This is a genomic window from Thalassospira sp. MIT1004 (genome assembly GCF_001858545.1).
GTDB lineage: Bacteria > Pseudomonadota > Alphaproteobacteria > Rhodospirillales > Thalassospiraceae > Thalassospira > Thalassospira xiamenensis.
The window spans coordinates 275,224-297,500 of record NZ_MCAO01000043.1 but is presented as its reverse complement, the minus strand read 5'-3'; the positions used below and the strand labels follow the sequence as shown (position 1 = coordinate 297,500).

The window sequence follows — 22,277 nt, the reverse complement described above, 5'->3', positions numbered from 1 at the left end:
CCCTCAGATGGTTGATAGATCGACTCCGTAGTTGAGTTCCTCTGCGAAGTCCGGCAGTCCGTAACCGATGGTTTTCTTGTAGAAAGGAGAGACCTTCGCAGTCGGTGCCTTCTTCTTGTGCTTCGTGGTGTAGAGCATTCGTGCCCGCATCACCTCGAAGGAGTAACCGCGCCCTTCACGGTTCTTGTCCTTGGCCAGTCGGTTGATGGACTCCGTGTAAGCGTTGGTGACGGGCATGTCCGTCTCGAAGTAGGTCATGGTCTCTTCGCGCCAGTTTCCCACTGCCCTGACCAGATCGCTCCAGACTTCCTTTTGGCCCTTCGGGATGGTGGCTATCCACTCGTCCAGGGCGGCTTCTGCCTGGAGCCGTGTGGTGGCGTCCCAGATGCCGTAGAAGCGCTCCTTGTGCTCGTAGGCGGCCAGCAGTTGCGGGAACGCGCCTGTCCAGGTCTCCATGATGAGGCGCTCCCGGTCTGAGACTTCGTGAGCGCGTTTCAGCAGGATTTTCCGGTCTCCCTTGAGAGTCCGGCTCTGGGACGGTTTCAGCTCCTTTCTGAGGCCCTTGCGCACTCTCTCTAGGGCATCGTTGGCCATGCGCACCACATGGAACTTATCGACCACGATACGGGCCTGGGGCAGCACAGCCTTGACCGCTGCCCGGTAGGGGTTCCACATGTCCATGCTGACGATCTCGACCTTCTGCCGGTCTTTCAGCTTCATCAGGTAGTTGGTCACCACGTCCTGGCGGCGGGTGGCCAGCAGGTCGAGCAGGGTTCGCTCCTCAATGTTGGTCAGAATGCAGCGGTAGCGCTTGTTCAGGTATAGCTCGTCAATGCCCAGGATGCGGGGCGTCTCGAAGCGGTGCCAGCGCCCCAGGAACTCGGCGCGGGCGTTGAAGATGTCGCGCACCGTCTTCTCGTCCAGGCCGGTCTGTGCCGCCACAAAGGTGTAGGGGTGGTTGAAGGATTCCTTCTCCACGTACTCATGCAGCCGCAGTGTCATACGGAATCCGTCCACCATCTCCGGTAGCTGGGGCCTGAATGTTGTCTTGCAGGCCCGGCAGGTGTATCGGCGGCGGACCACCCAGAGAGTGACCCGCTTGCCGTGGATGGGCAGATCACGATAGGGAACGTCACGCTTGCCGAACCGTACGAACTCACCCTGCACGCCGCATTCCTCGCAGGCGATGGGATCGGGCACGTCCACCTGGAAGTGCATTTCGTCGTCGGTTGATTTGCAGCCCAGTACTTGGTATTGCGGCAGGTGAAGGATGTTGTCGGGAAGTTCGGTCATGGTGTTGTATAGGCGTAGGTGTCAGTCAGATCCATCCGGCTCGGCATTGGTGTTTGCTTTTTTACCCAACAAGCTGCTGGAAACGAAAAGTAAGGCACCGAGGACAATTGCAATATCAGCCAGGTTGAAGGCCGGCCAATGCCAGTCTCGCCAATAGAAATCAAAGGAATCCACAACATAGCCGCGAAAGACCCGGTCAATCAGGTTGCCCATGGCGCCACCGAGGATAAGACTGTAAGCGATGGCTTCTCCTTTATGACGATTTTCAAGGATCAGCTTGATCAGAAAAATCGAGACCACTACCGCGATTCCGATAAAAAAGTAGCGCTGCCAGCCTCCACCATTCGCAAAAAGACTGAATGCGGCACCGGTGTTCCATAGGTGCACCCAGTTAAAGAACGGGGTCACCGAAACATACTCGCCATAGGCCATTGATTGCTGCACCAGCCACTTTACAGCCTGATCAGACGCTGCCAGCAGGCCCGATATGAACAATAGGGCATACGGCGAGAGCTTTTTGCCAATAATGAGCATTATTTAACCCTTCAACGCCAAAATGCGTCTGGCACCGTTAAGTACAATGCCCCCCGCGATGGTGCCGATAATCAGATCCGGATAATTGGAACCGGTCCACGCGACCAGGGCGCCGGCGGTGATGACCCCCAGGTTGATCACCACGTCGTTGGCCGAGAATATCCAGCTTGCCTTCATGTGCGCCCCGCCTTCCCGATGTTTGGATATGAGCAGCAGACAACTGGTATTGGCAATCAATGCGACGAATGCGATAGCCATCATCACCAGCGATTCAGGCTCACTACCGAATACAAAGCGTCTCACCACCTCTACGAGCACGCCCACAGCCAAGATCAGTTGCAGTACACCAGCAAGATGCGCGGCACGTACCTGCATTTTCACGCTATGTCCAACCGCATAAAGGGCAAGCCCGTACACCGCCGCATCGGCAAAATTGTCCAGGGATTCTCCAATCAGGCCGGTGGATTGGGCGATCAGACCGGCAGTCATTTCCACCACGAACAGAAGTGCATTGATGCCGAGCAACCAGCGCAGGGTCCCGGATTCTTGCTTAGCAGAAGCTGCCGAAAACTCGGCGGCCTTGATGGTCTCCGGATTTGCAGCGACGGTTTCCTGAAGCGAGGCGCCTAGCCCCAAGGTCTTCAGTTTCGAGGTGACGGGCTCGACCTCGCCGTCATGCACGACCTTCAGCCGGCGGTTCGACAAGTCGAAGGACAGCGCCCGAATCTCCTCAAAGCCGTTCAGGGCTAGGCGAATCATTCGTTCTTCTGATGGACAGTCCATCTTCGGCACGGCATAAACACTGACCCATCTCCCTGGCGCCTCGGAGGAGGCCTGTATATCGGTATCCGCTGCGGACGTTGCATCACCGCCACAGGCGCCACCACAGGATTTGCTCATGATACGACTCCACTTGAACAATGTTGTGGTACCATTTAAAACTATAAAGCTACTATAAGGTCAATAGAGTAAAGAATCCGTTGGGGAGGAGGCTGATGCGCATTGGTCAGTTGGCGCAGTTGGTAGGGGTCGAAACACAGACGATCCGCTTCTATGAACAGCAGGGCTTGTTGCCGCCGCCTGATCGGCAGGACAACGGTTACCGTGTCTATACCGAGAAGCATGGTGAGGGGCTGGCCTTCATCCGTCGCTGCAGAATCCTGGGCCTGTCACTGGCTGAGATTCACGAACTACAGAGCTATCAGGACGACCCTCATCAGCCTTGTACCGCCGTCAACGCCTTGCTCGATGATCACATCTCTCATGTGCGGTCGCAGATAACCGCTCTGCAAGCGCTTGAGAAACAACTCGTTTCACTGAGAGCGAGTTGCAACGATGACCGGGAAGTTGAGGCGTGTGGGGTTCTTGCTGGAATTAGCGAAGGAAACATGCACCAGCAGTAGGTGAAGCATCAACCAGATAATCCGATGAGATGCCGGTCTGTCTCACTCTCATGCAAAGGTAAGATCAACCATTTAATCCGCTTACCCAAAATTCTTTATATTCGGATGAACTGTCATAGCCCGGTTCGACAAACATGCTGTGGTGCTTCCCGATTATTTCGTCCTCTTTATATCCCATGCTATTGAGGAAATTCTGGTTGGCTTTGAGAATTTTGCCATTGAGATCAAATTCGATAACGGCCTGGGAGCGGTCAATTGCTTTGAGCATCCCTTCCAGCGCGGCGTGTTCCTTGCGGCGGGCTGTGATGTCTGTGGCAAACTTGATGACTTTGACCGGCTGGTCGCTGGCATTGAGGATCGGGTTGTATGTTGCCTCAAGCCAGACGGTTTCACCATCCTTGCGAATACGCTGAAACGCATCGCGCTCAAATTCACCGTTTGAAAGCTTCTGCCAGAATTCCTTGTAGGCGGGGCTTTTGGCATATTCGGATAAGACAAATATCGAATGATGCTTGCCGACAATCTCATCCAGTTCATAGCCCATGGTGGCAAGAAAATTGGCATTGGCGGTGAGGATTTTACCGTCCAGCGAAAATTCGATCACGGCCATTGATCGGCCCAGAGCTTCATAAATCTGTTGCCCCTGCAACGCACCATTACCGTTCTTGAAAAGATTGAAAGCCATGAAAGGTTCTCCCCAGAGGTGAGTTGTGATCGCGATGGGCGATCTTTAATCGTGTAACGACGGCCCGTAACTACTGTCCTATTCATAAGTATGGGGTGTTGCCTTTGATTCAAGTTCGTGTGGGCGAGAAATAATTCCGGGAATTGCAGGATTTGATGCGGTCAGGAGAACGGTTCAAAGCCGATACCTTGATCGAACGGTTTGGGTTTGCCTCAGAACAGCAGAATTGGGGACCGTGATGTTCCTCCGGAACCAAACGAGCTACGGGACTGGTTTCGACCTTTAAAACGCCAAGTTTCTGGTCGTCTTTATTCTGGTAAAGGCTTGGTCTGATGGCTATTCGTCTCCGCTTTTGGGCTGTTTGAGGCTCGTGGAAACCATTCCTGCATGTCTTTGTGCGCGTAAATCCCGCGCCGTTCCGTTCAACCCGCCTGATCGAAAAATGTCCCCGCCGTCCTGCGTCCGGCTTCCTCGCGCGACAAATTTTTCGATCGTGCGGGTGCTTCGCTGTGCTGCGCTCCTTCGGATGAACCGTTCCGGCTATGCGGTCTTTTCGCTGGCGACATCGCAGGGATGATCCCGCGATAAAACAGCAAATGGAGACCTATCATGGCTATCACCCTTGGCACTTTCACCAAACAGAATGACGGCAGCTTCACCGGCCTTCTCAAAACCCTGAATATCAACGCCAACCTGGTTATCGTTCCGACCGAAAAAATCGCCGAAAACGCTCCTGACTATCGCGTCTATGCCGGCAACGGTAACCGATACGAGGTCGGTGCGGGCTGGAGCCAGATCGCCAAAACCAGCGGTGAAACCTATATCAACCTCAAGATCGCCGCCCCCGAATTCGGGCCAAACTGGGTTCGGGCCCGCCTCGTCAAACTCGAAACACCGACCGAGGATGGCGTCTCGCATCTGGCCCTTTGGGAACCGCGCGAACGCTGAAAATATCCTTCTCACTTGGCCCTGCCGGGTTATCCCGGTGGGGCTTTTCTTATGTTCCGCCATCACAGACTGTGCTCCGTGTGGGGCAGGGGAAAGAGAGTTTGTCGTCTCGAATGTGCCATTTTGCCATCCGGCTTTTGGCATCCGTCAAGGATCGCGGGCCCCGCCAAAATGCGTCATTCCGCTTCGCTTCATTCTGCATTTCGGTTCCTCCCGCGCCCGCTTCGCGGCGGCTAAGGCCGTCCCTGACCGATGCAGCGCGGATGCCTTCGGATCGCTGTTCTCAATGACAGAACGGTTCAATCGAAGGAGCAGATCATGTCACATTCCATCGCATATCAAGGCCATTTTTACAGTGAAGACGAACTGCACGAGGCCCTCTGGCTGGTGCAAATTGAACTGCGGAACGGCCTGCCGGAAGAGGAAAAACGCGAAGCCGAGGAGCAGCTTACTGAACTGAATGGTCTGCTGAAATCCCTGCACAATCCATAACCAAAGGGCATGTTCAGGACCGCAGTTGAATATTGGTGTAGCCTCCTTTCGTGATGGAAATCCCGTCACCATGAGGGGGATCGTTTTTGACAGGGGGGCGGTTTTCGAGCGTCCCCAGACCCGTCCTGTCCCGCCACACTCCGATCGCTTTTGACGATGTTCGACGAAAGGATCGCGTGATGACGGATTACAACACACGGGCGATGGAAGCCCGCAAGGGCAGCCCTTTTCTCTCCACCCAGCAGGCGGCGTTCTATCTTTCCCTATCCGCCCGAACCCTTGAAAAGATGCGTTTCAATGGCAAGGGACCACGCTATCGCAAACATGGCCGTTATGTCCGTTATCATATCGACGATCTCGATGCCTGGTCGGAAGGGCGTGAACCCGGCACGCACTCCGATGACGGAGAACGCGCATGAGATACCGCCATTTATCGCGGCACTTGATGCCCCGGAAGGATGTCCGGCATGGCATCGGTCCCGGTCTTTTGGGTGTTCTCGGGATTGGCCTGATCGGTCTTTCTACAGCCTATAACAGAATCCCGTGGCTGATCTGGAACGCATCGCCGAGCGCCCCGGTCGGGCTCTATCGGATGGTTTCCGGCGCGCCCCAAAAGGGTGATTTCGTTCTGGTTCGTCCCCCGAAACCGGTATCCGCCTTGGCAAGTTCACGCCACTACATCCCGGCCAATGTCCCGCTTGTCAAACGCATTGCGGCCATTGCCGGGGACCATGTTTGTGTGGCCCGTCGCGTCATTCTGATCAACGGTCATGCGGTCGCCCGACAGCTTGAGCGCGACAGTTTCGGGCGTAAAATGCGCCTGTGGCAGGGGTGCCGGTTACTGCAGGACGGCGAATATTTCCTGCTGATGGCAGAAGTGCCAGCCTCATTTGACAGCCGGTATTTCGGGCCTGTGCGGAGCAAAAACCTGATCGGGAGGCTCGTACCATTATGGGTAAACTGAACCTTCTGATCTTCCTTCTTTGTTGGCTCTTCATCAGCAATATTCATGCTCAGCCAGCGGAGAATTGGGACCACGAAATCGTAACCGCATCGCAAAGATTTGCCATTCCCTCGGAATGGATCCGTGCTGTCATAGAGGTGGAAAGTAGCGGTAAACCGGACGCGGTTTCTTCGGCCGGGGCGATGGGGTTAATGCAATTGATGCCGGCAACCTGGGGTGAATTGCGACAGCGTTATGGCTTTGGCAATGATCCTTTCAATCCGCGTGACAACATTCTCGCAGGCACCGCTTATCTGCGCGAGATGTCTGATCGGTTCGGCTATCCCGGTCTGTTCGCGGCCTATCATGCCGGTCCCGGACGGTATGAAGCTCATCTGCGTTTCGGAAAACCCTTGCCGGTGGAAACGCAACGCTATGTCCCAAAGCTTGAAGAGCTTGTGTCAACGCGAGAGGGCGACAATACGGGTGGGACCGGGGATTTCTCCGGGTCCGCTCTGTTCTTCCCGCTTTCCAGTCACAGCAATGGTTCCGGTGTGTTCCCGTGAGTTTTTCGCAGGCTTGGAGCCAGATGCGAACTGGTATGCGCTTGGAGGCAGAAGAGCGGGGCAGCGTAAGGCAAGATAAAACAACAGCACCATCGCTTCGCCTCAATGCCCTCAAGTCTTTGTCTGCACATCTTTTTTCAGGATCAAGGATAGTGCCAAGGCGGGCAGGGATGGTGCCATTCTTCGCGTTACCCGTTGAAAACAATTGCGTTTATTGGTGCCAAATGTTGTGGACAGGTCGTGGAGAACACAATGGCTGACGATGTCTTCAAACCCAAGCTTGGCAAGATCCGCTCGCGTGGCGGCAAGGGTGGGCGCAAGTTCCTGCATCGAGTGCTGGCAGCGACCAATCGGGCAGGGGGATTTCGGCGTTTGGGCCGGTCCCGTTTTACCGGCAGCCGGTTGGGACGTGCGAGCGGGGCCGGGCAGGTTCTCGCCAGTCGTGATCACTATGCCGCTTTTCGGCAGCGTCTGGTGATTATCAAATCACGGATTGTCCGGTTGACCGGGAAAGGCATGCAGGGTGCACGGGCGCATCTGCGCTATATCCAGCGCGACGGCGTTACAAGAGAAGGTTTGCCCGGCGAGCTTTACAGCGCCGATCAGGATCGGGCGGATGGCAAGGCGTTTCTTGAACGGGCCGATGGTGATCGGCATCAGTTCCGCTTTATCGTCTCGGCCGAGGATGGTGCAGAATATGCCGATCTCAAACCCGTGACCCGGCGGCTGATGAGGCAGATGGAAATCGATCTGGGCACGACACTCGACTGGGTCGCGGTCGATCATTTCAATACCGGCCATCCGCACAGCCATATTCTCGTGCGCGGCAAGGATGATCAGGAGCGCGATCTGGTTATTGCCCGCAACTACATGGCACGCGGCATGCGGGAACGGGCGGCAGAGATTGTCAGCCTCGATCTCGGACCGCGCACCGATCTGGAAATTGAAAACCGGTTGCGGCGTGAAATCGATCAGGATCGCTTGACCAGCATTGACCGTAACCTGCTGCGTCAGATCGGCGAGGATCGGATTGTCAGTGCAGCAGATAAAGATGCCTTTCGTCAGAGCCTGCGGGCAGGACGCTTGCAAAAGCTCAGGCGTCTTGGACTGGCCGAGGAGATAATCCCCGGTCAGTGGCGACTTGAGCAAGGTCTGGAAGCAACATTATCCCGGATGGGCGAACGCGATGACATCATCAAGACCCTGCACCGGGAAATGAAGCGTCGGGAGATTGCCCGTAGCCCCGCCGATTTTGTGATTGATGCAAGAAGTGAATTGGACCAACAGCCTATCGTCGGTCGTGTCGTCACACGCGGTCTGGCAGATGAACTGAACGATCGGCATTACCTGATCGTCGACGGGGTGGATGGCAATATCCGTTATGTCGAGATCGGCAAAGGGGAAGCGACCGAGCCGGTTCCAGAAGACAGCATCGTTCATATCTCGCCAAGAGACATCCAGCCCCGGAAAGTTGATCGCACGGTGGCCGATATCGCCCGGGAGAATGGCGGGCGTTACAGCATCGACGTGCATTTGGAACATGATCCGACAGCGACGGAGGAATATGCCAGAGCCCATGTTCGGCGGCTGGAAGCCATGCGCCGCTTAACCCAAGGTGTCCAACGTGAACCGGATGGCACATGGATCATTGCACCCGATCATCTCGACCGGGCAGTTGAATATGAACGGGAGCGCGGCAAATCCTCGCCGGTGATCATCCGGCAACTATCCCATCTGTCGCTTGAGCAGCAACTGGAAAGTGACGGAGCGACCTGGCTGGATCGTGAGCTGGTGGGTTCAGACTCATTATCTGTTCGGGATGCCGGTTTTGGTCGCGAAGTGCGAGATGCTCAGGCCCGACGTCGGCAATGGCTAATTTCCGAAGGACTGGCGCGTCAGGAGCAGGACCGGATCATCTATCGTTCCGATCTGATCAATACATTACAACGTCGGGAACTGGCACGTATGGCCCGACAGCTTTCGAGAGAACTCGGTTTGACCTATGTCGAGACCGGTTCTGGCGAGCGCGTGGAGGGAACATTACGGCGTTCGGTCGAACTTGCCAGCGGGAAATATGCGCTCATTGAGAAAAGCCGGGAGTTTACGCTTGTTCCGTGGCGGGCTGTGCTGGAGCGTCAGCTTGGCAAGCAGGTATCAGGGATTATGCGTGACGGGAATACGGTATCATGGACTATTGGCAGGCAGAGAGGTGGCCCATTTATTTCGTGAAGCAAAAAAATAATCCAAGAAAATCAATAAATGTCAAGAAATAGGCTCTTTCAGTAGAAAACATCATTACTCTTGTGTGCATTCTATATTGGTATCGTAATTTGGTAATGTTCTCTGTCTGGAGCGGCTTGTGTCTTATCAAAATAGCTTGCAGGGCACGCGACCTGTCGGGCAATAGAGAATACACTTAGATGCCTCAATGGGCCCGTTCCAACCATGTGTACCATCCTCTACTATGTATAATGACTGCTCTACTGCAGCGAATTCAATCTAACTGACTACACGTTGAAACGCTAATCTAGGCGCGAGAAGGTTATTTGAATGATCAACCATTTTTGCTAGATCGTGTATCCAGAGAGACAGAAATTCAAACTCCAAAGTTGAATATTGATATGACACCTTTAGCCGCCTTCACATGAAGCAACGGAAATCAAAGACTTGATCCACCAGCTCGGGGTTTTGCTGAATAATCTCCGCGAAGCGACCCGAATAAACCATTGTCACTGGCAGCTTCTTATACAAAGTGTTGTTGTTCCAATCCATTTTGGTCAGCGCGAGAATGCCGTTAACTGTTTCATGCCACCCGCCTGAGCCAGAAAACCGGCGTAATAAGAGCGGCGATGGTGTCGGTTTGAGTGCGCCCTCTTTGTAGATGTTGTAGTTAGGGTTCTTGAGCTGAACACGGGTAACGCTTCCCTGCGACCAAGCCAATGCCTCCGATGGAGAAATAGGAACGTATGTCCCTCTCTCGACGGGATAGTTGTGTGGCTTGGGCGGTTCAGCAGGGTTGCCGTACTGCGCTTGTCTTCCTGAAGTATATCTCAGGCCAGTCCAATCGGTGGATTGAACGACCTGCACGAGTTCGACCTCAGTGCCTTCGTTGAAACTGTCTAGCGCCGCCTCGATCTCCTCCTCTTTGAACTCCGTGTTCTTATGGATTGTTATCTTCTTGGGCGTCCGGCCGACATGGCCAGATTGATAGACGTGTAAGCTCTTTGCGAGCACGGACTGCATTTCATAATATGACAAATACGGATTGTGTCGGCGGTCCTCCGTGAACTCCTTGGCGTCATAAGCGACAAACTGAAACCCCGTTCCATCTGGATCAAACACTTGGCTGCAACATGTCGTATATTCCTGTCCGGTACCATCGGTTTTCCGGCGTGTAGCATAGCTGATACCAATGAAGGCTTCTTGCGGGTCCAGTCCAGTGAGTTTCCATGGCTCGCCGCGGGCCTTGGCAAACAGCGCTACAGACAGCCCCCACATTACATTGGCCCTACATGATCGATCAAAACTCTCTTGGTTCAGAATCTGGATTGGAATACCAGTGGGGGCACAATAGGCCTTGATGAAGTGGTGCAAGTTGAAGCTCTCGCCCTCAAAGCAATCGCTCCAGGAGCGTGGCAGGTAGACCAACGCGACATCAAAGCGATGGCGCTCTGCTCGCAGTTTGATCACCTCATTGAGCAACGACTGCGCCAACCCCATTCTGTTCCTAGCAGTCGCAAGTCGGTCCAGTTCGTCCGGTAATGCGAAACGCATAGCGTCTTCGATATCAGCGATTGGCGTGCGCATCAGTGCTTCAAAGCCTGGATATTCCGGATAATAGGCCGGTGCTTCTTTCGGCTGTGCTGATGATCTCAGCTCCCGGACCAACCCATCAATCCGAGCCATATCCGCGTAAGGGGCAATCACGGCAAATCGAACCACTGATGGTGCGCCGAACCGTAGACTGAAAGGACCGTGATTGATCAGCCCGCGTAGGGGATGACGATCTGTCTTCCCACCGTGAAAGATCAGCTCAGGTTCGAGAGAGACCGCATATGCCGGCAGCGCATTGGTCATTTCCTACCCTTCTTCATGGCAAAGCCTGTCTGTGTTGAGAAGCCAAAAACCGGATTTGCATAATCAACACCGTCCTCAAAGGGAGAGACGGTCACCTCAACATTCCTCCCGGCATGATTGGACAATATACCAATCCAGGCAGAAAGCAGATGGTCGTGCTTGTCGTTCCGTCGTTCCGCTTTGCGTCTGTCTAAAAACTGCGTTGCATGCTGACGCGCAAATGTCGGCCATATCCAAACGTCGGGTTTCAAGAGCAACCAGAGTCGCTCGTCAGCATAACTAAGCGAGAGGTGAACCGCCTCGGCGAAATGCACTTGATGGACAGCGTTGTGCTCTTCGGTCGCTGGCAGGGAAAGCCCTGGTACTAGCCCGGTGACCTTGCCGACCTCGCGGTACAAGTCCTCCAAAATGCCTACATTCTGAGCCTTGTGATCAACGATCAAGGAAACCCCAGACCTCTGGCGACGTTGGAGCAGCGGCCGTTCGCGGCAAAGTGCCCACCCTAAACCCTCTTCGAGAAAGTTCTTGATGTGAAGTCGCGATCCTGTTCGCCAATCCGGATCGAATGTCATCTCGCTTTGGTCGAGGAAATCCGTTCCGAAGCTGTCTTTAATATCGTCTGGTTTGCCCCAAGCCATGACGTCGCCGTCAAAAGTGAGAACTGCGCCCGTCTCCGGCTTTCGTTTGAGCTCGGCAATAGCCTCCCAGCTTGTGGCAGATTTCAGCTTCACCTTGGTGCAGGTCGTCGGGACCTGTATCATCGGCAGCCCATTGAAGCGTAGAACAGGCTTGCCACCCTCCGGAGCTGGTATTGTGATCTGAACTCTTTCAACGCGACCTTTTCGCACCTTCGCATCAAGCTCATCCGGCTTATCGGGAAGATTACGCCACAGCCGGAGCATCACGGTGTCGTAGGTATCGATGTCAACGAACTCGGCACGAACTCCGGCAGCTTTGGCGTTCCTCATGAGCGCGGTGACGCTATCTAGGGGTTTCGATCTCCTCATCTTCAACCAGTAGAGGCCGTGCGGGAATGGGTTAGGAGCTTCCACTATGGCCCGTAACAAAGCCATTACACTCTCATCGCGCCCGGAATACCCTGCAACGACAAAGCCGAACCTTGAACCGGCTATGGCCATGCACTTCGAGAGCTCTTCATTTTGCGTTGCCAGATCAGATGGCAGGTTCTTTATGCTGTCATACTGAAAATCACCGTGTAGCTTGCAATAGATCGGATACTGTTCATTGTTGAGCGCCGACACAGCATTCTGAGGACCTTCGAGGTGATAGGCTGACAACGTCTTTCCGGATATCTCAGCGACAGCCTTTTCTACAACCGGATCGAAATTCGTTGTGAACGCCATCCGGCACATACCACTGGCTAGCAGCGCGCCGAAAACGCGGTTGCCCACAGCCAATCTGACGCGGTCTTCTGCCAAGATACTCGATATGTAGTGCCGTTGTCGCTCACGGTCGTCGCCAAAAATCGTCTCGAAATAGGTTGTGTATTCCGACACCGACCAGCGCTCCGGAAACCCGCGCGATTGCACATAGGCCTCTACTTGTGCCCTCACAGCATCATTTTGCAGGTCCTTCGTCGAGAAGGTCTGGTTTTCTTCGCTGCAATAGTAGCGCCGCTTCAGATCTGAGATGATATCTTCTGCAGTCGGGAGATTGGCATTGTGCGATGCGCCAGCTCCCAAAAACCAAGCATAGCCGGCCGGTCGTTCACAAAATATCCGGGTAAATTCAGCTTGGTTCATGTGTTATTGACTAATGTGCTCAAATTGAAGGCCGCATAGACTTGCATTTGCTTCATTTCATCCCCGTAAGTTTAGCCAATTCCACTGATTTATGTTGTCCCATCGTACATAAGGGTTGTTAGAAGTTCTAGTAAATCGAGCAATGATTGTTCCGTTTATCTAAGCAAGAACGGGATCGTCTTTAATGACTCCGACTAAACTCCTGATAGTTCAGGCGGCAGTTGTATTCGTCATAGTGATACATGGCGTTTGGGCGGCAACCCAATGGTGTGCCGATATGCTGGGCTATCAGGCACAACTCGGTAACCCCTGGTTCGTTATTCTCGATTGGCCGGTTTATGAACCATGGAAGCTGTTTTCATGGTGGTATTTCTATGAGGCCTATGCGCCGGAGGTATTCGACAAGGCCGGAATGCTGGCGGCCGGAAGCGGTTTTATGGGGTGTGCTGCCGCAGTAGTTGGTTCCTTATGGCGCGCCCGTCATAGCCGGTTGGTAACGACCTATGGGTCCTCCCGCTGGGCTTTCCCGCACGAAATCTCGAAAGCCGGATTGTTCCGTCCTAAAGGCGTGTTTCTTGGAAAATATCAGGGCAGGTATCTTAGGCATGACGGGCCGGAACATGTGATGGCCTTTGCGCCAACGCGTTCGGGCAAAGGTGTTGGACTGGTCATTCCGACACTTCTGTCCTGGACCGGTTCAGCCGTGATCCACGACATCAAGGGGGAGAACTGGCAGCTGACGGCTGGATGGCGCTCCAGATTCTCCCACTGCCTGTTGTTCAACCCGACCGATCCCCGGTCGGCCCGTTACAATCCCTTGCTGGAGGTACGTAAAGGGCCTGACGAGGTCCGGGATGTGCAAAACATTGCAGATATCTTGGTTGATCCGGAGGGCGCACTGGAGCGTCGGAATCACTGGGAGAAAACCAGTCATGCGCTTCTGGTCGGCACCATTCTGCATGTGCTTTACGCCGAGGAAGAAAAGACACTGGCGCATGTGGCGACGTTTCTGTCCGACCCGCGTCGTTCTTTTCCGGCCACCTTGCGCCGGATGATGGCAACCAATCATTTGGGAACACCGGATGATCCCAAGGTCCATCCGGTTGTTGCATCGGCAGCACGGGAAGTGCTCAACAAATCCGAGAATGAACGATCCGGCGTTCTGTCGACAGCCATGTCCTTTCTCGGGCTGTATCGCGATCCGACGGTGGCGATGACGACCGCAGCGTGCGATTGGCGGATCGCCGATTTGATGGACGTGGAAAAACCTGTTTCGCTCTATCTGGTCATCCCGCCGTCCGATATCTCCCGAACCAAACCTTTGGTGCGGTTGGTGCTTAATCAGATCGGTCGACGGTTGACAGAACACCTCGAAGGCGATCCTGCCAAGGGACGCAAGCATCTATTATTGATGATGCTCGACGAATTTCCGGCTCTTGGGCGGTTGGAGTTCTTCGAGACGGCACTGGCATTCATGGCCGGGTACGGCATCCGGGCTTATCTGATCGCCCAGTCGCTCAACCAAATCTCCAAGGCCTATGGCGAGAACAACGCCATTCTTGATAACTGCCATGTCCGGATCGCATTCTCGTCAAATGATGAACGGACTGCCAAACGGATTTCCGATGCACTTGGGATGGCAACAGAACAGCGGGCCATGCGCAACTATGCCGGTCATCGGCTAGCGCCTTGGCTCAGCCATGTGATGGTCTCACGTCAGGAGACAGCACGACCGCTTCTGACCGCAGGTGAGGTGATGCAATTGCCACCCAAAGATGAACTGGTCCTGATTTCCGGGCTTTCACCGATCCGGGCCAAGAAGCTGCGCTACTACGAGGACCGAAACTTCACATCCCGTATTTTGCAGGCACCGGTTCTGTCAAATGTAGAATATTCGGACAAACCGAACGCACGCAAAGACGACTGGTCGGGACAGGTGCGCAAAATGGATGACCGTCTGTCTGGTGCAGATCGTGATCCTTCCGTTTCCGGAAGCGCCGATGAAGGTGGAATGCAGCAGCAACGTCATCCTTCATTGTCCGAAGAGCAGAAGGTGATCGAACCGGAGCTGACACAAGCTGATTTGCCCGGATTGCTTGATGAAGATAGCGAGGTCGTTGCGGACAAACGGGTGATTGACCGATTGTCAAAGCCTGCCCGTGTCTATGGTTTGAATGAGGCCTTGGGACCTGAGCGTGATTTACTGGACGGGTTATAAACGGTGTCAGCTCTGTCCGAACATTTAAAAACTTACAATTGTGTTCTGTCGATAAAGAACGTGTTTCGTCGTAGGTAGGGCACATAAGAGATTTTGGCCCTTTGTCCCATTCTTCCCTGACCTTTTCCGATAATCAGGGCAGGGGCGATGAAGCCGCGTCACAACATCTATATCGATGCTGATACCAGTGCCGAGCTTGAAGCACTGGCGGCACGTCCGGGGACCTCCAAATCCGCGATCATCGGCGATGCCCTGCGTCACTATTTCCGCCATCGCGGTGCCAATGCTCTTGAAGAGGCATTGCGCATCCGTCTGGACCGCCTCAGCCGGGAGAGTGCACTGGTGCGCCGGGATATTGACGTTCTGACCGAGAGCCTTGCGTTTTTCGTGCGCCTCTATCTCACCTTCAACGCTCATACCCCAGTCCCGGACAAGTCCACCCAGGCAGTGGCCAATGAGCGTTATCAAAAATTCATCGAACAGGTCGGTCGCCAGATTGCCGGTGGGCGCAAATCGTTCGAGAGTGATGAGGCGGAGGCGGAACAATGAACAGCGTCTCCGAACAACGTCGCCGCGACATGCTGCGCTCCGCATTGGGGGCTCCGATCTCTGAAGCGCTCAAGGATCCGGCCGTGATCGAGATCATGGTCAACCCGGATGGCAAACTGTGGCTTGATCGGCTGGGGCGGGGCTGCATCGATACCGGGGTGGTTATTCACCCGGCCGAGGCGGAACGGATTATCCGTCTGGTGGCATCACATATCCGCACCGAAACCCATGCCGATCAGCCGATTGTCAGCGCCGAACTCCCGGCCCAAACCAATGCCGTCGGTGGCGAACGTTTCGAGGGACTATTGCCACCGGTGGTGCGAGCCCCCTGTTTTGCCATCCGCAAACCTGCCGAACGCATCTATACACTCACCGATTATGTTCGTGACCGGATCGCGCTGCCACTGCAGGCAGATGCCCTGCGCAAGGCGGTGCGTGATCGCAGGAACATCCTGATTGCCGGGGGCACCTCGTCGGGCAAAACCACACTGGCCAACGCCTTGCTCGCCGAGATCGCCGATTGTGAGGATCGGGTGATCCTGATTGAGGATACGCGCGAGCTGCAATGTGCCGCCCGTGATTGCGTGGCGCTGCGCACCCGGCGCGATGTGGTGTCGCTTTCCGATCTGGTGCGCTCGACCCTGCGTCTGCGACCCGACCGGATCATTGTTGGCGAGGTGCGGGGACCGGAAGCGCTGGACATGCTCAAGGCCTGGAATACCGGCCATCCCGGCGGGCTTGCGACCGTCCATGCCAATTCCGCCCATGCCGCGCTCTATCGCATCGAGCAACTGGTGCAGGAAGCGGTCACGGTCGTGCCACGTCACCTGATCGCCGAGGCGATTGATCTGGTGGTGTTCATCTCCGGGCGTGGTCCGGCGCGCAGGATCGAGACCATCGCCACGCTCAATGGTTTGGATGGCAATGGCGATTACGCCCTGACCCCGCTCACTCTTCCCCGATTGCAATCCCTGTGAATGGAGCGAGATCATGTTCGCAAGACATTATGCACCACAACGCACTCTCCTGTCGGCTTTCTGTCTGGCGGCAGTAATGCTGATCGCTCTGGCACCCGATGCCATGGCTGCCGGTTCGGGCATGCCCTGGGAGGAGCCATTGCAGCGCATTCTGGAATCCGTTCAGGGACCGGTGGCCAAGATCGTTGCAGTGATCATCATCATCGTCACCGGTCTGACCCTGGCCTTTGGCGAAACCTCCGGCGGGTTCCGGCGCCTGATCCAGATCGTGTTTGGCCTGTCGATCGCCTTTGCGGCCAGTTCCTTCTTCCTGTCCTTCTTCTCGTTTGGCGGCGGGGCGCTGGTCTGATGCGTGATGATCGATCCATTGAGGGGTTTGATATTCCCGTCCACCGGGCACTGACCGAACCGATCTTTCTTGGAGGCGCACCGCGTTCGGTTGCGATCCTCAATGGCACGTTCGCGGCGGCCATCGGGCTTGGCCTGCAGCAATGGGCTGCCGGACTGGGGCTGTTCTTTATCGGTCAGACACTGGCGGTATTTGCTGCCAAACGCGATCCGGATTTTTTACCGGTCCTCGCCCGCCATCTGCGTCAGAGGAGATGGTGGCGATGCTAAACCTTGCCGAATATCGCAACAAGAATGCATGTCTCGCCGATCTCTTGCCATGGGCAGCTCTGGTTGCTCCGGGGATCGTGCTGAACAAGGATGGCAGCCTTCAGCGGACATTTCGGTTTCGCGGCCCCGATCTGGAAAGTGCCACCGAGGCCGAGTTGGTCGGGTTCTGTGCGCGGGTCAATAATGTGCTCAAACGTCTTGGCTCGGGCTGGGCGCTGTTCTTTGAAGCAAACCGAAGTGAAGCCGAGACCTATCCGGTGTCTGAATTCCCCGATCCCGCCTCATGGCTGGTCGATGAGGAACGCCGGGCGGCCTTTGCCGAAGCACGTCAGGGCGCACATTTTGAAAGCCGCTATTACCTGACCTTGCTGTTCATGCCGCCCCCCGACATCCAGTCACGCGGCACAAAGCTGTTTGTGGAAACCGGCCGGAAGGAAGAAGGACGGAACTGGCGGCTGGAACTGGAACGGTTCACCGAGGATACGGAGCGGGTGCTGGACCTGCTGGCTGGCTTCATGCCTGAGTTCGTCCCGTTGGATGACGACGAGACACTGACGTTTCTGCACGAAACCGTTTCGACCAAACACCATCCGGTACATGCGCCCGAGATTCCGGTCTATCTCGATGCCATCCTGGCCGACACGCCGCTTGTAGGCGGCCTGGAGCCGATGTTGGGGGATTGGCATCTGCGCAGCATCACCATTATGGGCTTTCCAGACACCACCCGTCCCGGCGTGCTGGATGCGCTCAATCATCAGGATTTTGCCTATCGCTGGGTCTCGCGTTTCATGCCGCTGGATCGCACCGATGCCAACAGGGTGCTGACCCGCTTGCGCCGGCAATGGTTCGCCAAGCGCAAATCGGTTGCCGCCATCCTGCGCGAGGTGATGACCAATGAGGCCTCGGCTCTTGTTGATAGCGATGCGGATAACAAGGCGGTGGATGCCGATGCCGCCCTGCAGGCGCTGGGCGGTGATCATGTCGGGTTCGGTTATCTGACGGTTACGGTGACGGTCTTCGATTCTGATCTTCAGGCCGTCGAGGACAAGATCAGAACGGTCGAGCGGATCGTCAATGGGCATGGTTTCACAACAATCCGCGAGACGGTTAATGCGGTGGAAGCCTGGCTTGGCAGTCTGCCGGGGCATGTCTATGCCAATGTCCGCCAGCCTTTGATCCATACGCTTAATCTGGCCCATCTGACACCGCTCTCGGCAGTCTGGGCCGGACCGAGTGGTAACGCCCATCTCTCCGAGGTCACAGGGCAACCTTGTCCGCCATTGTTCTATGCGCAAACCTCGGGGACCACACCCTTTCGCTTTTCCACCCATATCGGCGATGTCGGGCATATGCTGATTGTCGGGCCCACCGGGGCGGGCAAGTCGGTTCTGCTCGCCCTGATGGCGATGCAGTTTCGCCGCTATCCCGATGCGCAGATCTATATGTTCGATAAGGGCAACTCGGCACGCGCTGCGGTACTGGCCATGGGCGGGGAGCATTATCCTCTGGGTGCTAGTGAAGGTCTGTCTTTCCAGCCATTGCGCGAGATCGACGATCCGGCGGTCCGAAGCTGGGCTGCGGACTGGATCGCGATGCTGCTTGATCATGAGAAGGTTCGGGTGACGCCAGAGATCAAGGATATGGTCTGGTCAGCCCTGTCCAGTCTGGCAAGTGCGCCGGTCGCGGAACGCACCCTGACCGGCCTTGTCATGCTGCTGCAGTCCAATGCGATTAAAGCAGCCCTTCAGCCCTATACGCTGGAAGGCCCGCTCGGCTATCTGCTCGATGCGGCTGAAGACCGGCTGACGTTGTCTGACATTCATTGCTTTGAGACCGAGGACCTGATGAACCGGGCCGGGGCGGTGCTTCCGGTTCTGACCTGGCTGTTCCATCGGCTCGAAGCCCGGTTTGACGGTCGTCCCAGTCTGCTCATTCTTGATGAGGCCTGGATCTATCTTGATAATCCGCTGTTTGCCGCGCGCATTCGCGAATGGCTCAAGGTACTGCGCAAGCGCAATGTCTCGGTGATCTTCGCGACCCAGTCACTCGCCGATATTGCGGACTCAACCATTGCACCAGCCATCATCGAAAGCTGTCCACAGCGGATCTTCCTGCCCAATGATCGGGCCATCGAACCGCAGGCGAGAGAAACCTATGAACGGTTCGGTTTGAATGGCCGCCAGATCGATCTGATCGCCCAGGCCACACCCAAACGTCACTATTACCTGCAATCCAGACAAGGTAACCGGCTGTTTGAGCTCGGGCTCGGCCCGGTTGCTCTGGCCCTGTGCGGGGCCTCGGACCCGGCCGCCCAGAAGCTCATCGATCAGGTGTTGGCCGATCACGGGCATGCGGATTTTGCCCAACACTTCCTCGCGGCCAGAGGGTTGGACTGGGCCGGGGATCTGATCAGCCAGTTTTCCAGAGCAGGAGAGGCCTCATGACACGTATAATGTCCAAATTCATTTCAGTTGTTTTGCCAGCTTTGCTCTGGACCCATATCGCCCTTGCCGCCTGGCCGGTATTTGATGCCACCAACTTCGCCCAGAACATCCTGCAGGCCAGCCGGGCGCTGGAACAGATCAACAATCAGATCCGCTCGCTTCAGAACCAGGCGACGATGTTGCAGAACATGGCGCGCAATCTCGAGCGTCTGGATTATTCCTCCGCCAGCCAGATGATGAGTGCGCTCGACCGGATCGATGGCTTGATGATGCAGGCTGACGGGATCGGGTTTGATGTTGCCGAGCTCGATCTGCAACTCGCCCGGCAATATCCCGACAGCTATGAGGAGACCCTCAAGGCCAGTGACGTCGCGACCGCGGCGCGCGCACGCTGGCAAAATACCATGACGGCCTATCGCAAAAGCCTGCGCCTGCAGGCGGGGATTGCCGGCAATATCCAGCAGGACCGTCAGTTGCTCAACGATCTGGTGGCCCGAAGCCAGGGCGCTCCCGGAGCATTGGTCGCCCAGCAGGCCGCCAATCAGTTGCTGGCGCTTTCGACCAAACAGCAGATGCAGATCCAGTCGATGCTGGTTGCCCAGCAACGGGCGGAAACCCAGGATCGGGCGCGCAAGGCCCAGAGCGAGGAAAGTGGGCGGGCTTTGACCCAACGTTTCCTCGGCACATCCAGTGTTTATGACGAATAATCGGATCGGGTTCGGGTATGGATGACCTTGGCATCATCGATCGCTTTATGGAGGTGTTTGGTCGCTATATCGATAGCGGCTTCGGCCTGCTATCAGGTGATGTCGGGTTTCTGACCTCCATCCTGATCGGGATTGATATCACACTGGCCGGTCTGTTCTGGGCTTTGGGCGGTGAGGACAATATTCTCGCCCGTCTGATCCGCAAGGTGCTCTATGTCGGTACCTTCGCCCTGATCCTTAATAACTTCCAGACCCTGACCGGCATCATCTATGCCTCGTTTGCCGGGTTGGGGCTGCAAACCGTACCGGGAAGCCTGACCGCAGACGATCTGTTGCAACCGGGCAAGATTGCCGCAACCGGCTATGAGGCAGCTTGGCCGCTGATTGCGCAGGTCGGCAATCTGGTCGGCATTCCCGATCTCTTCGTCAATGCCCTGACCATCTTCGTGCTGTTGCTGGCCTGGTTTTTGGTGATCATCGCCTTCTTCATCCTCTCAATCCAGCTCTTCATCACGGTGCTTGAGTTCAAACTGACGGCACTTGCCGGTTTCGTACTGGTGCCGTTCGCGCTATGGAACAAGACCGCCTTTCTGGCCGAACGGGTGCTTGGCAATGTCATTTCATCAGGTGTGAAAGTGATGGTGCTGGCCGTGATTGTCGGGATCGGCTCCACTTTGTTTACAAGTTTTACCGACGCCCTTCAGGGGCAGGAACCCGATATGGCCGCGGCCATGTCGATGGTCCTCGGCGCTCTGGCGCTTTTGGGGCTGGGCATCTTCGGACCCGGCATTGCCTCGGGATTGGTATCAGGCGCACCACAACTCGGTGCCGGGGCTGCGCTTGGAACGGCTGGTGCCGCTGCCGGGGCAACGCTTTTGGTCGGTGGTGCCGCACTGAGTGGTGTCGGGGCGGTTGCTGGCGGCGGTCTGGTTGCCCTGCGTGCGGCAACGGCACTTGGTGCCGGTGTAACAACGTCCTTTCAGGTGGGACGTGCCGCCTCGGGAGCAACAGGTTTGGCCGGAACTGCTGCCGGTATGGGCGGTGTTGCCCGTGCTGCCGGTGGCAAGGCAAGTCAAACCGTGCGCTCGGTGTCGGATCGCGCTGTCAAAACCCTGAAGCTGGAAGCCGAGAAGGGCAGGGCAGCGGCCTGGGCTGCGACCGGTGGTGCGCCAACCGGATCGGCAAGCTTTCATGCCGCCAACAGCAATAGGGCATCTGCACCCGACTGGGCGCGACGTCTGCGTCATGAACAGAACATGCGGGCCCACCGACACTCGACCACGCAGGCCGTGCGCGATGGTGATCGCCCCGGTACTGGCGCCAATCCGTCTCTCGATGAAAAGGGGGAATAGATGCCGTTTAAAAGATCCCTGCAGCGTTATGGTACGACGCCCGAACCCGAAACGCCCTATCAGAAGGCCGGTCAGGTCTGGGATCGGCGTATTGGATCAGCGCGCGTTCAGGCCAGAAACTGGCGGCTTATGGCCTTTGGCTGTTTTGCACTGGCTTGTTCGTTATCGGGTGGGTTGATCTGGCAATCCCTGCAAAGCCGGGTGATGCCCTATATCGTCGAGATCGACCGTTTCGGCGAGGCAAGAGCGATCGCGCCGGTCGCGCCGGACTACCAGCCCACCGATGCACAACTCGCCTGGTATCTGGCCCGTTTCATCAAACTGGTCCGTTCGGTTTCCACCGATCCGGTATTGGTCCGCCAGAACTGGCTGGCGGCCTATGATTTTGTTACTGGTCAGGCGGTGCAGTTCCTAAATGATTATGCCAATCGCAACGATCCTTTCGCCGGGATTGGCGAGCGCAGTGTGTCGGTCGAGGTCTCAAGTGTGGTGCGCGCATCGGATCAGTCCTTCCAGATCAAATGGCAGGAGCGCATCTATGAGCGCGGTGCCCTGATGCGCACAAGACGCTGGACCGCCATCCTGACTGTCATCTCGAAATCACCGGCCAATGCCGAAGAACTGCGCAAGAACCCGCTCGGGCTCTATGTTCGGGCGATCGACTGGTCGCGCGAGTTCGATACATCCTCTCCCGGATCGCAGGAGTAA

The 22,277-nt window shown here is 56.0% G+C and carries 22 protein-coding genes; 16 read left to right on the top strand and 6 right to left on the bottom strand.

Going from position 1 to position 22,277, the window contains the following annotated elements; translation table 11 throughout:
- Positions 1 to 3: 3 nt before the first annotated feature.
- Genes BC440_RS17295 through BC440_RS17285 form a run of 3 tightly spaced genes read right to left on the bottom strand, consistent with a single transcriptional unit; the run spans position 4 to position 2,727 of the window.
- Entirely contained in the window at positions 4 to 1,293 is a 1,290-nt protein-coding gene (locus BC440_RS17295) for an ISL3-like element ISPpu12 family transposase (RefSeq protein ID WP_004574636.1), read from the bottom strand.
- Between the two features lie 21 nt (positions 1,294 to 1,314).
- A complete protein-coding gene (gene lspA / locus BC440_RS17290; protein ID WP_064790853.1) occupies positions 1,315 to 1,827 on the bottom strand; it encodes a signal peptidase II in 513 nt (170 codons plus the stop codon).
- 3 nt (positions 1,828 to 1,830) lie between these two features.
- Positions 1,831 to 2,727 carry a cation transporter gene (locus BC440_RS17285; RefSeq protein WP_004574643.1) on the bottom strand — a complete coding sequence of 299 codons (897 nt, stop codon included), beginning with the start codon at positions 2,725 to 2,727 and terminating at the stop codon, positions 1,831 to 1,833.
- A 95-nt stretch (positions 2,728 to 2,822) separates the two neighbouring features.
- On the opposite strand from BC440_RS17285, the gene cadR reads away from it, so the two are divergent.
- The gene (gene cadR / locus BC440_RS17280) at positions 2,823 to 3,230 is read left to right on the top strand and encodes a Cd(II)/Pb(II)-responsive transcriptional regulator (protein WP_004364961.1); all 408 of its coding nucleotides are present in this window, start codon (positions 2,823 to 2,825) and stop codon (positions 3,228 to 3,230) included.
- Between the two features lie 64 nt (positions 3,231 to 3,294).
- Here cadR and BC440_RS17275 read toward each other — a convergent pair whose 3' ends face one another.
- Positions 3,295 to 3,915: a PAS domain-containing protein gene (locus BC440_RS17275; RefSeq protein WP_083379412.1), complete on the bottom strand. Its 621-nt coding sequence runs from the start codon at positions 3,913 to 3,915 to the stop codon at positions 3,295 to 3,297.
- Positions 3,916 to 4,524: 609 nt separating this feature from the next.
- On the opposite strand from BC440_RS17275, the gene BC440_RS17265 reads away from it, so the two are divergent.
- The 6 genes from BC440_RS17265 (at position 4,525) to rlxS (ending at position 9,093) form a co-directional block, all read left to right on the top strand.
- Positions 4,525 to 4,863 carry a DUF736 domain-containing protein gene (locus BC440_RS17265; RefSeq protein WP_007092084.1) on the top strand — a complete coding sequence of 113 codons (339 nt, stop codon included), beginning with the start codon at positions 4,525 to 4,527 and terminating at the stop codon, positions 4,861 to 4,863.
- Between the two features lie 318 nt (positions 4,864 to 5,181).
- On the top strand, positions 5,182 to 5,355 hold the full coding sequence (locus BC440_RS23195; RefSeq protein ID WP_167710579.1) for a hypothetical protein: 174 nt from the start codon (positions 5,182 to 5,184) through the stop codon (positions 5,353 to 5,355).
- A gap of 179 nt (positions 5,356 to 5,534) precedes the next feature.
- Positions 5,535 to 5,774: a helix-turn-helix domain-containing protein gene (locus BC440_RS17260; protein WP_007092083.1), complete on the top strand. Its 240-nt coding sequence runs from the start codon at positions 5,535 to 5,537 to the stop codon at positions 5,772 to 5,774.
- A 26-nt stretch (positions 5,775 to 5,800) separates the two neighbouring features.
- On the top strand, positions 5,801 to 6,319 hold the full coding sequence (gene traF, locus BC440_RS17255; RefSeq protein ID WP_139192140.1) for a conjugative transfer signal peptidase TraF: 519 nt from the start codon (positions 5,801 to 5,803) through the stop codon (positions 6,317 to 6,319).
- Positions 6,307 to 6,864: a lytic transglycosylase domain-containing protein gene (locus BC440_RS17250; protein WP_071240730.1), complete on the top strand. Its 558-nt coding sequence runs from the start codon at positions 6,307 to 6,309 to the stop codon at positions 6,862 to 6,864. The genes traF and BC440_RS17250 overlap by 13 nt, the downstream gene beginning before the upstream one ends.
- A 252-nt stretch (positions 6,865 to 7,116) precedes the next feature.
- Positions 7,117 to 9,093, top strand: coding sequence for a relaxase/mobilization nuclease RlxS (rlxS, locus tag BC440_RS17245; protein WP_071240729.1), 1,977 nt, complete (start codon positions 7,117 to 7,119; stop codon positions 9,091 to 9,093).
- Positions 9,094 to 9,504: 411 nt separating this feature from the next.
- Here the strand turns inward: rlxS and BC440_RS17240 are convergent, their stop codons facing one another.
- Complete coding sequence (locus BC440_RS17240; protein ID WP_071240728.1) at positions 9,505 to 10,941, bottom strand: nuclease PIN; 1,437 nt, start codon at positions 10,939 to 10,941, stop codon at positions 9,505 to 9,507.
- Positions 10,938 to 12,704 (bottom strand): SIR2 family protein, encoded by a 1,767-nt coding sequence (locus tag BC440_RS17235; RefSeq protein ID WP_071240727.1) that lies wholly within the window; start codon positions 12,702 to 12,704, stop codon positions 10,938 to 10,940. Before BC440_RS17235 ends, BC440_RS17240 begins: the two co-directional genes overlap by 4 nt.
- 184 nt (positions 12,705 to 12,888) lie before the next feature.
- On the opposite strand from BC440_RS17235, the gene BC440_RS17230 reads away from it, so the two are divergent.
- The 9 genes from BC440_RS17230 to trbF all read left to right on the top strand — a co-directional run bounded on the left by BC440_RS17230 (position 12,889) and on the right by trbF (position 22,277).
- Positions 12,889 to 14,922 carry a conjugal transfer protein TraG gene (locus BC440_RS17230; RefSeq protein ID WP_071240726.1) on the top strand — a complete coding sequence of 678 codons (2,034 nt, stop codon included), beginning with the start codon at positions 12,889 to 12,891 and terminating at the stop codon, positions 14,920 to 14,922.
- Positions 14,923 to 15,069: 147 nt separating this feature from the next.
- Positions 15,070 to 15,471 carry a CopG family transcriptional regulator gene (locus tag BC440_RS17225; RefSeq protein ID WP_071240725.1) on the top strand — a complete coding sequence of 134 codons (402 nt, stop codon included), beginning with the start codon at positions 15,070 to 15,072 and terminating at the stop codon, positions 15,469 to 15,471.
- On the top strand, positions 15,468 to 16,448 hold the full coding sequence (trbB, locus tag BC440_RS17220; protein WP_071240724.1) for a P-type conjugative transfer ATPase TrbB: 981 nt from the start codon (positions 15,468 to 15,470) through the stop codon (positions 16,446 to 16,448). The genes BC440_RS17225 and trbB overlap by 4 nt, the downstream gene beginning before the upstream one ends.
- A 13-nt stretch (positions 16,449 to 16,461) precedes the next feature.
- On the top strand, positions 16,462 to 16,797 hold the full coding sequence (locus tag BC440_RS17215; RefSeq protein WP_071240723.1) for a TrbC/VirB2 family protein: 336 nt from the start codon (positions 16,462 to 16,464) through the stop codon (positions 16,795 to 16,797).
- Positions 16,797 to 17,066 carry a VirB3 family type IV secretion system protein gene (locus BC440_RS17210; RefSeq protein WP_071240722.1) on the top strand — a complete coding sequence of 90 codons (270 nt, stop codon included), beginning with the start codon at positions 16,797 to 16,799 and terminating at the stop codon, positions 17,064 to 17,066. The genes BC440_RS17215 and BC440_RS17210 overlap by 1 nt, the downstream gene beginning before the upstream one ends.
- A complete protein-coding gene (trbE, locus tag BC440_RS17205) occupies positions 17,060 to 19,510 on the top strand; it encodes a conjugal transfer protein TrbE (protein WP_071240721.1) in 2,451 nt (816 codons plus the stop codon). Before BC440_RS17210 ends, trbE begins: the two co-directional genes overlap by 7 nt.
- Positions 19,507 to 20,217, top strand: coding sequence for a P-type conjugative transfer protein TrbJ (gene trbJ, locus BC440_RS17200; RefSeq protein WP_071240720.1), 711 nt, complete (start codon positions 19,507 to 19,509; stop codon positions 20,215 to 20,217). The genes trbE and trbJ overlap by 4 nt, the downstream gene beginning before the upstream one ends.
- 17 nt (positions 20,218 to 20,234) lie before the next feature.
- Positions 20,235 to 21,569: a P-type conjugative transfer protein TrbL gene (gene trbL / locus BC440_RS17195; protein WP_071240719.1), complete on the top strand. Its 1,335-nt coding sequence runs from the start codon at positions 20,235 to 20,237 to the stop codon at positions 21,567 to 21,569.
- Complete coding sequence (trbF, locus tag BC440_RS17190) at positions 21,570 to 22,277, top strand: conjugal transfer protein TrbF (protein WP_071240718.1); 708 nt, start codon at positions 21,570 to 21,572, stop codon at positions 22,275 to 22,277.

Bases quoted from the DNA above. Each gene is read 5' to 3' on its own strand.
- BC440_RS17295 (WP_004574636.1), bottom strand. From the start codon at position 1,293: ATGACCGAACTTCCCGACAACATCCTTCACCTGCCGCAATACCAAGTA.
- lspA (WP_064790853.1), bottom strand. From the start codon at position 1,827: ATGCTCATTATTGGCAAAAAGCTCTCGCCGTATGCCCTATTGTTCATA.
- BC440_RS17285 (WP_004574643.1), bottom strand. From the start codon at position 2,727: ATGAGCAAATCCTGTGGTGGCGCCTGTGGCGGTGATGCAACGTCCGCA.
- cadR (WP_004364961.1), top strand. From the start codon at position 2,823: ATGCGCATTGGTCAGTTGGCGCAGTTGGTAGGGGTCGAAACACAGACG.
- BC440_RS17275 (WP_083379412.1), bottom strand. From the start codon at position 3,915: ATGGCTTTCAATCTTTTCAAGAACGGTAATGGTGCGTTGCAGGGGCAA.
- BC440_RS17265 (WP_007092084.1), top strand. From the start codon at position 4,525: ATGGCTATCACCCTTGGCACTTTCACCAAACAGAATGACGGCAGCTTC.
- BC440_RS23195 (WP_167710579.1), top strand. From the start codon at position 5,182: ATGTCACATTCCATCGCATATCAAGGCCATTTTTACAGTGAAGACGAA.
- BC440_RS17260 (WP_007092083.1), top strand. From the start codon at position 5,535: ATGACGGATTACAACACACGGGCGATGGAAGCCCGCAAGGGCAGCCCT.
- traF (WP_139192140.1), top strand. From the start codon at position 5,801: ATGCCCCGGAAGGATGTCCGGCATGGCATCGGTCCCGGTCTTTTGGGT.
- BC440_RS17250 (WP_071240730.1), top strand. From the start codon at position 6,307: ATGGGTAAACTGAACCTTCTGATCTTCCTTCTTTGTTGGCTCTTCATC.
- rlxS (WP_071240729.1), top strand. From the start codon at position 7,117: ATGGCTGACGATGTCTTCAAACCCAAGCTTGGCAAGATCCGCTCGCGT.
- BC440_RS17240 (WP_071240728.1), bottom strand. From the start codon at position 10,941: ATGACCAATGCGCTGCCGGCATATGCGGTCTCTCTCGAACCTGAGCTG.
- BC440_RS17235 (WP_071240727.1), bottom strand. From the start codon at position 12,704: ATGAACCAAGCTGAATTTACCCGGATATTTTGTGAACGACCGGCCGGC.
- BC440_RS17230 (WP_071240726.1), top strand. From the start codon at position 12,889: ATGACTCCGACTAAACTCCTGATAGTTCAGGCGGCAGTTGTATTCGTC.
- BC440_RS17225 (WP_071240725.1), top strand. From the start codon at position 15,070: ATGAAGCCGCGTCACAACATCTATATCGATGCTGATACCAGTGCCGAG.
- trbB (WP_071240724.1), top strand. From the start codon at position 15,468: ATGAACAGCGTCTCCGAACAACGTCGCCGCGACATGCTGCGCTCCGCA.
- BC440_RS17215 (WP_071240723.1), top strand. From the start codon at position 16,462: ATGTTCGCAAGACATTATGCACCACAACGCACTCTCCTGTCGGCTTTC.
- BC440_RS17210 (WP_071240722.1), top strand. From the start codon at position 16,797: ATGCGTGATGATCGATCCATTGAGGGGTTTGATATTCCCGTCCACCGG.
- trbE (WP_071240721.1), top strand. From the start codon at position 17,060: ATGCTAAACCTTGCCGAATATCGCAACAAGAATGCATGTCTCGCCGAT.
- trbJ (WP_071240720.1), top strand. From the start codon at position 19,507: ATGACACGTATAATGTCCAAATTCATTTCAGTTGTTTTGCCAGCTTTG.
- trbL (WP_071240719.1), top strand. From the start codon at position 20,235: ATGGATGACCTTGGCATCATCGATCGCTTTATGGAGGTGTTTGGTCGC.
- trbF (WP_071240718.1), top strand. From the start codon at position 21,570: ATGCCGTTTAAAAGATCCCTGCAGCGTTATGGTACGACGCCCGAACCC.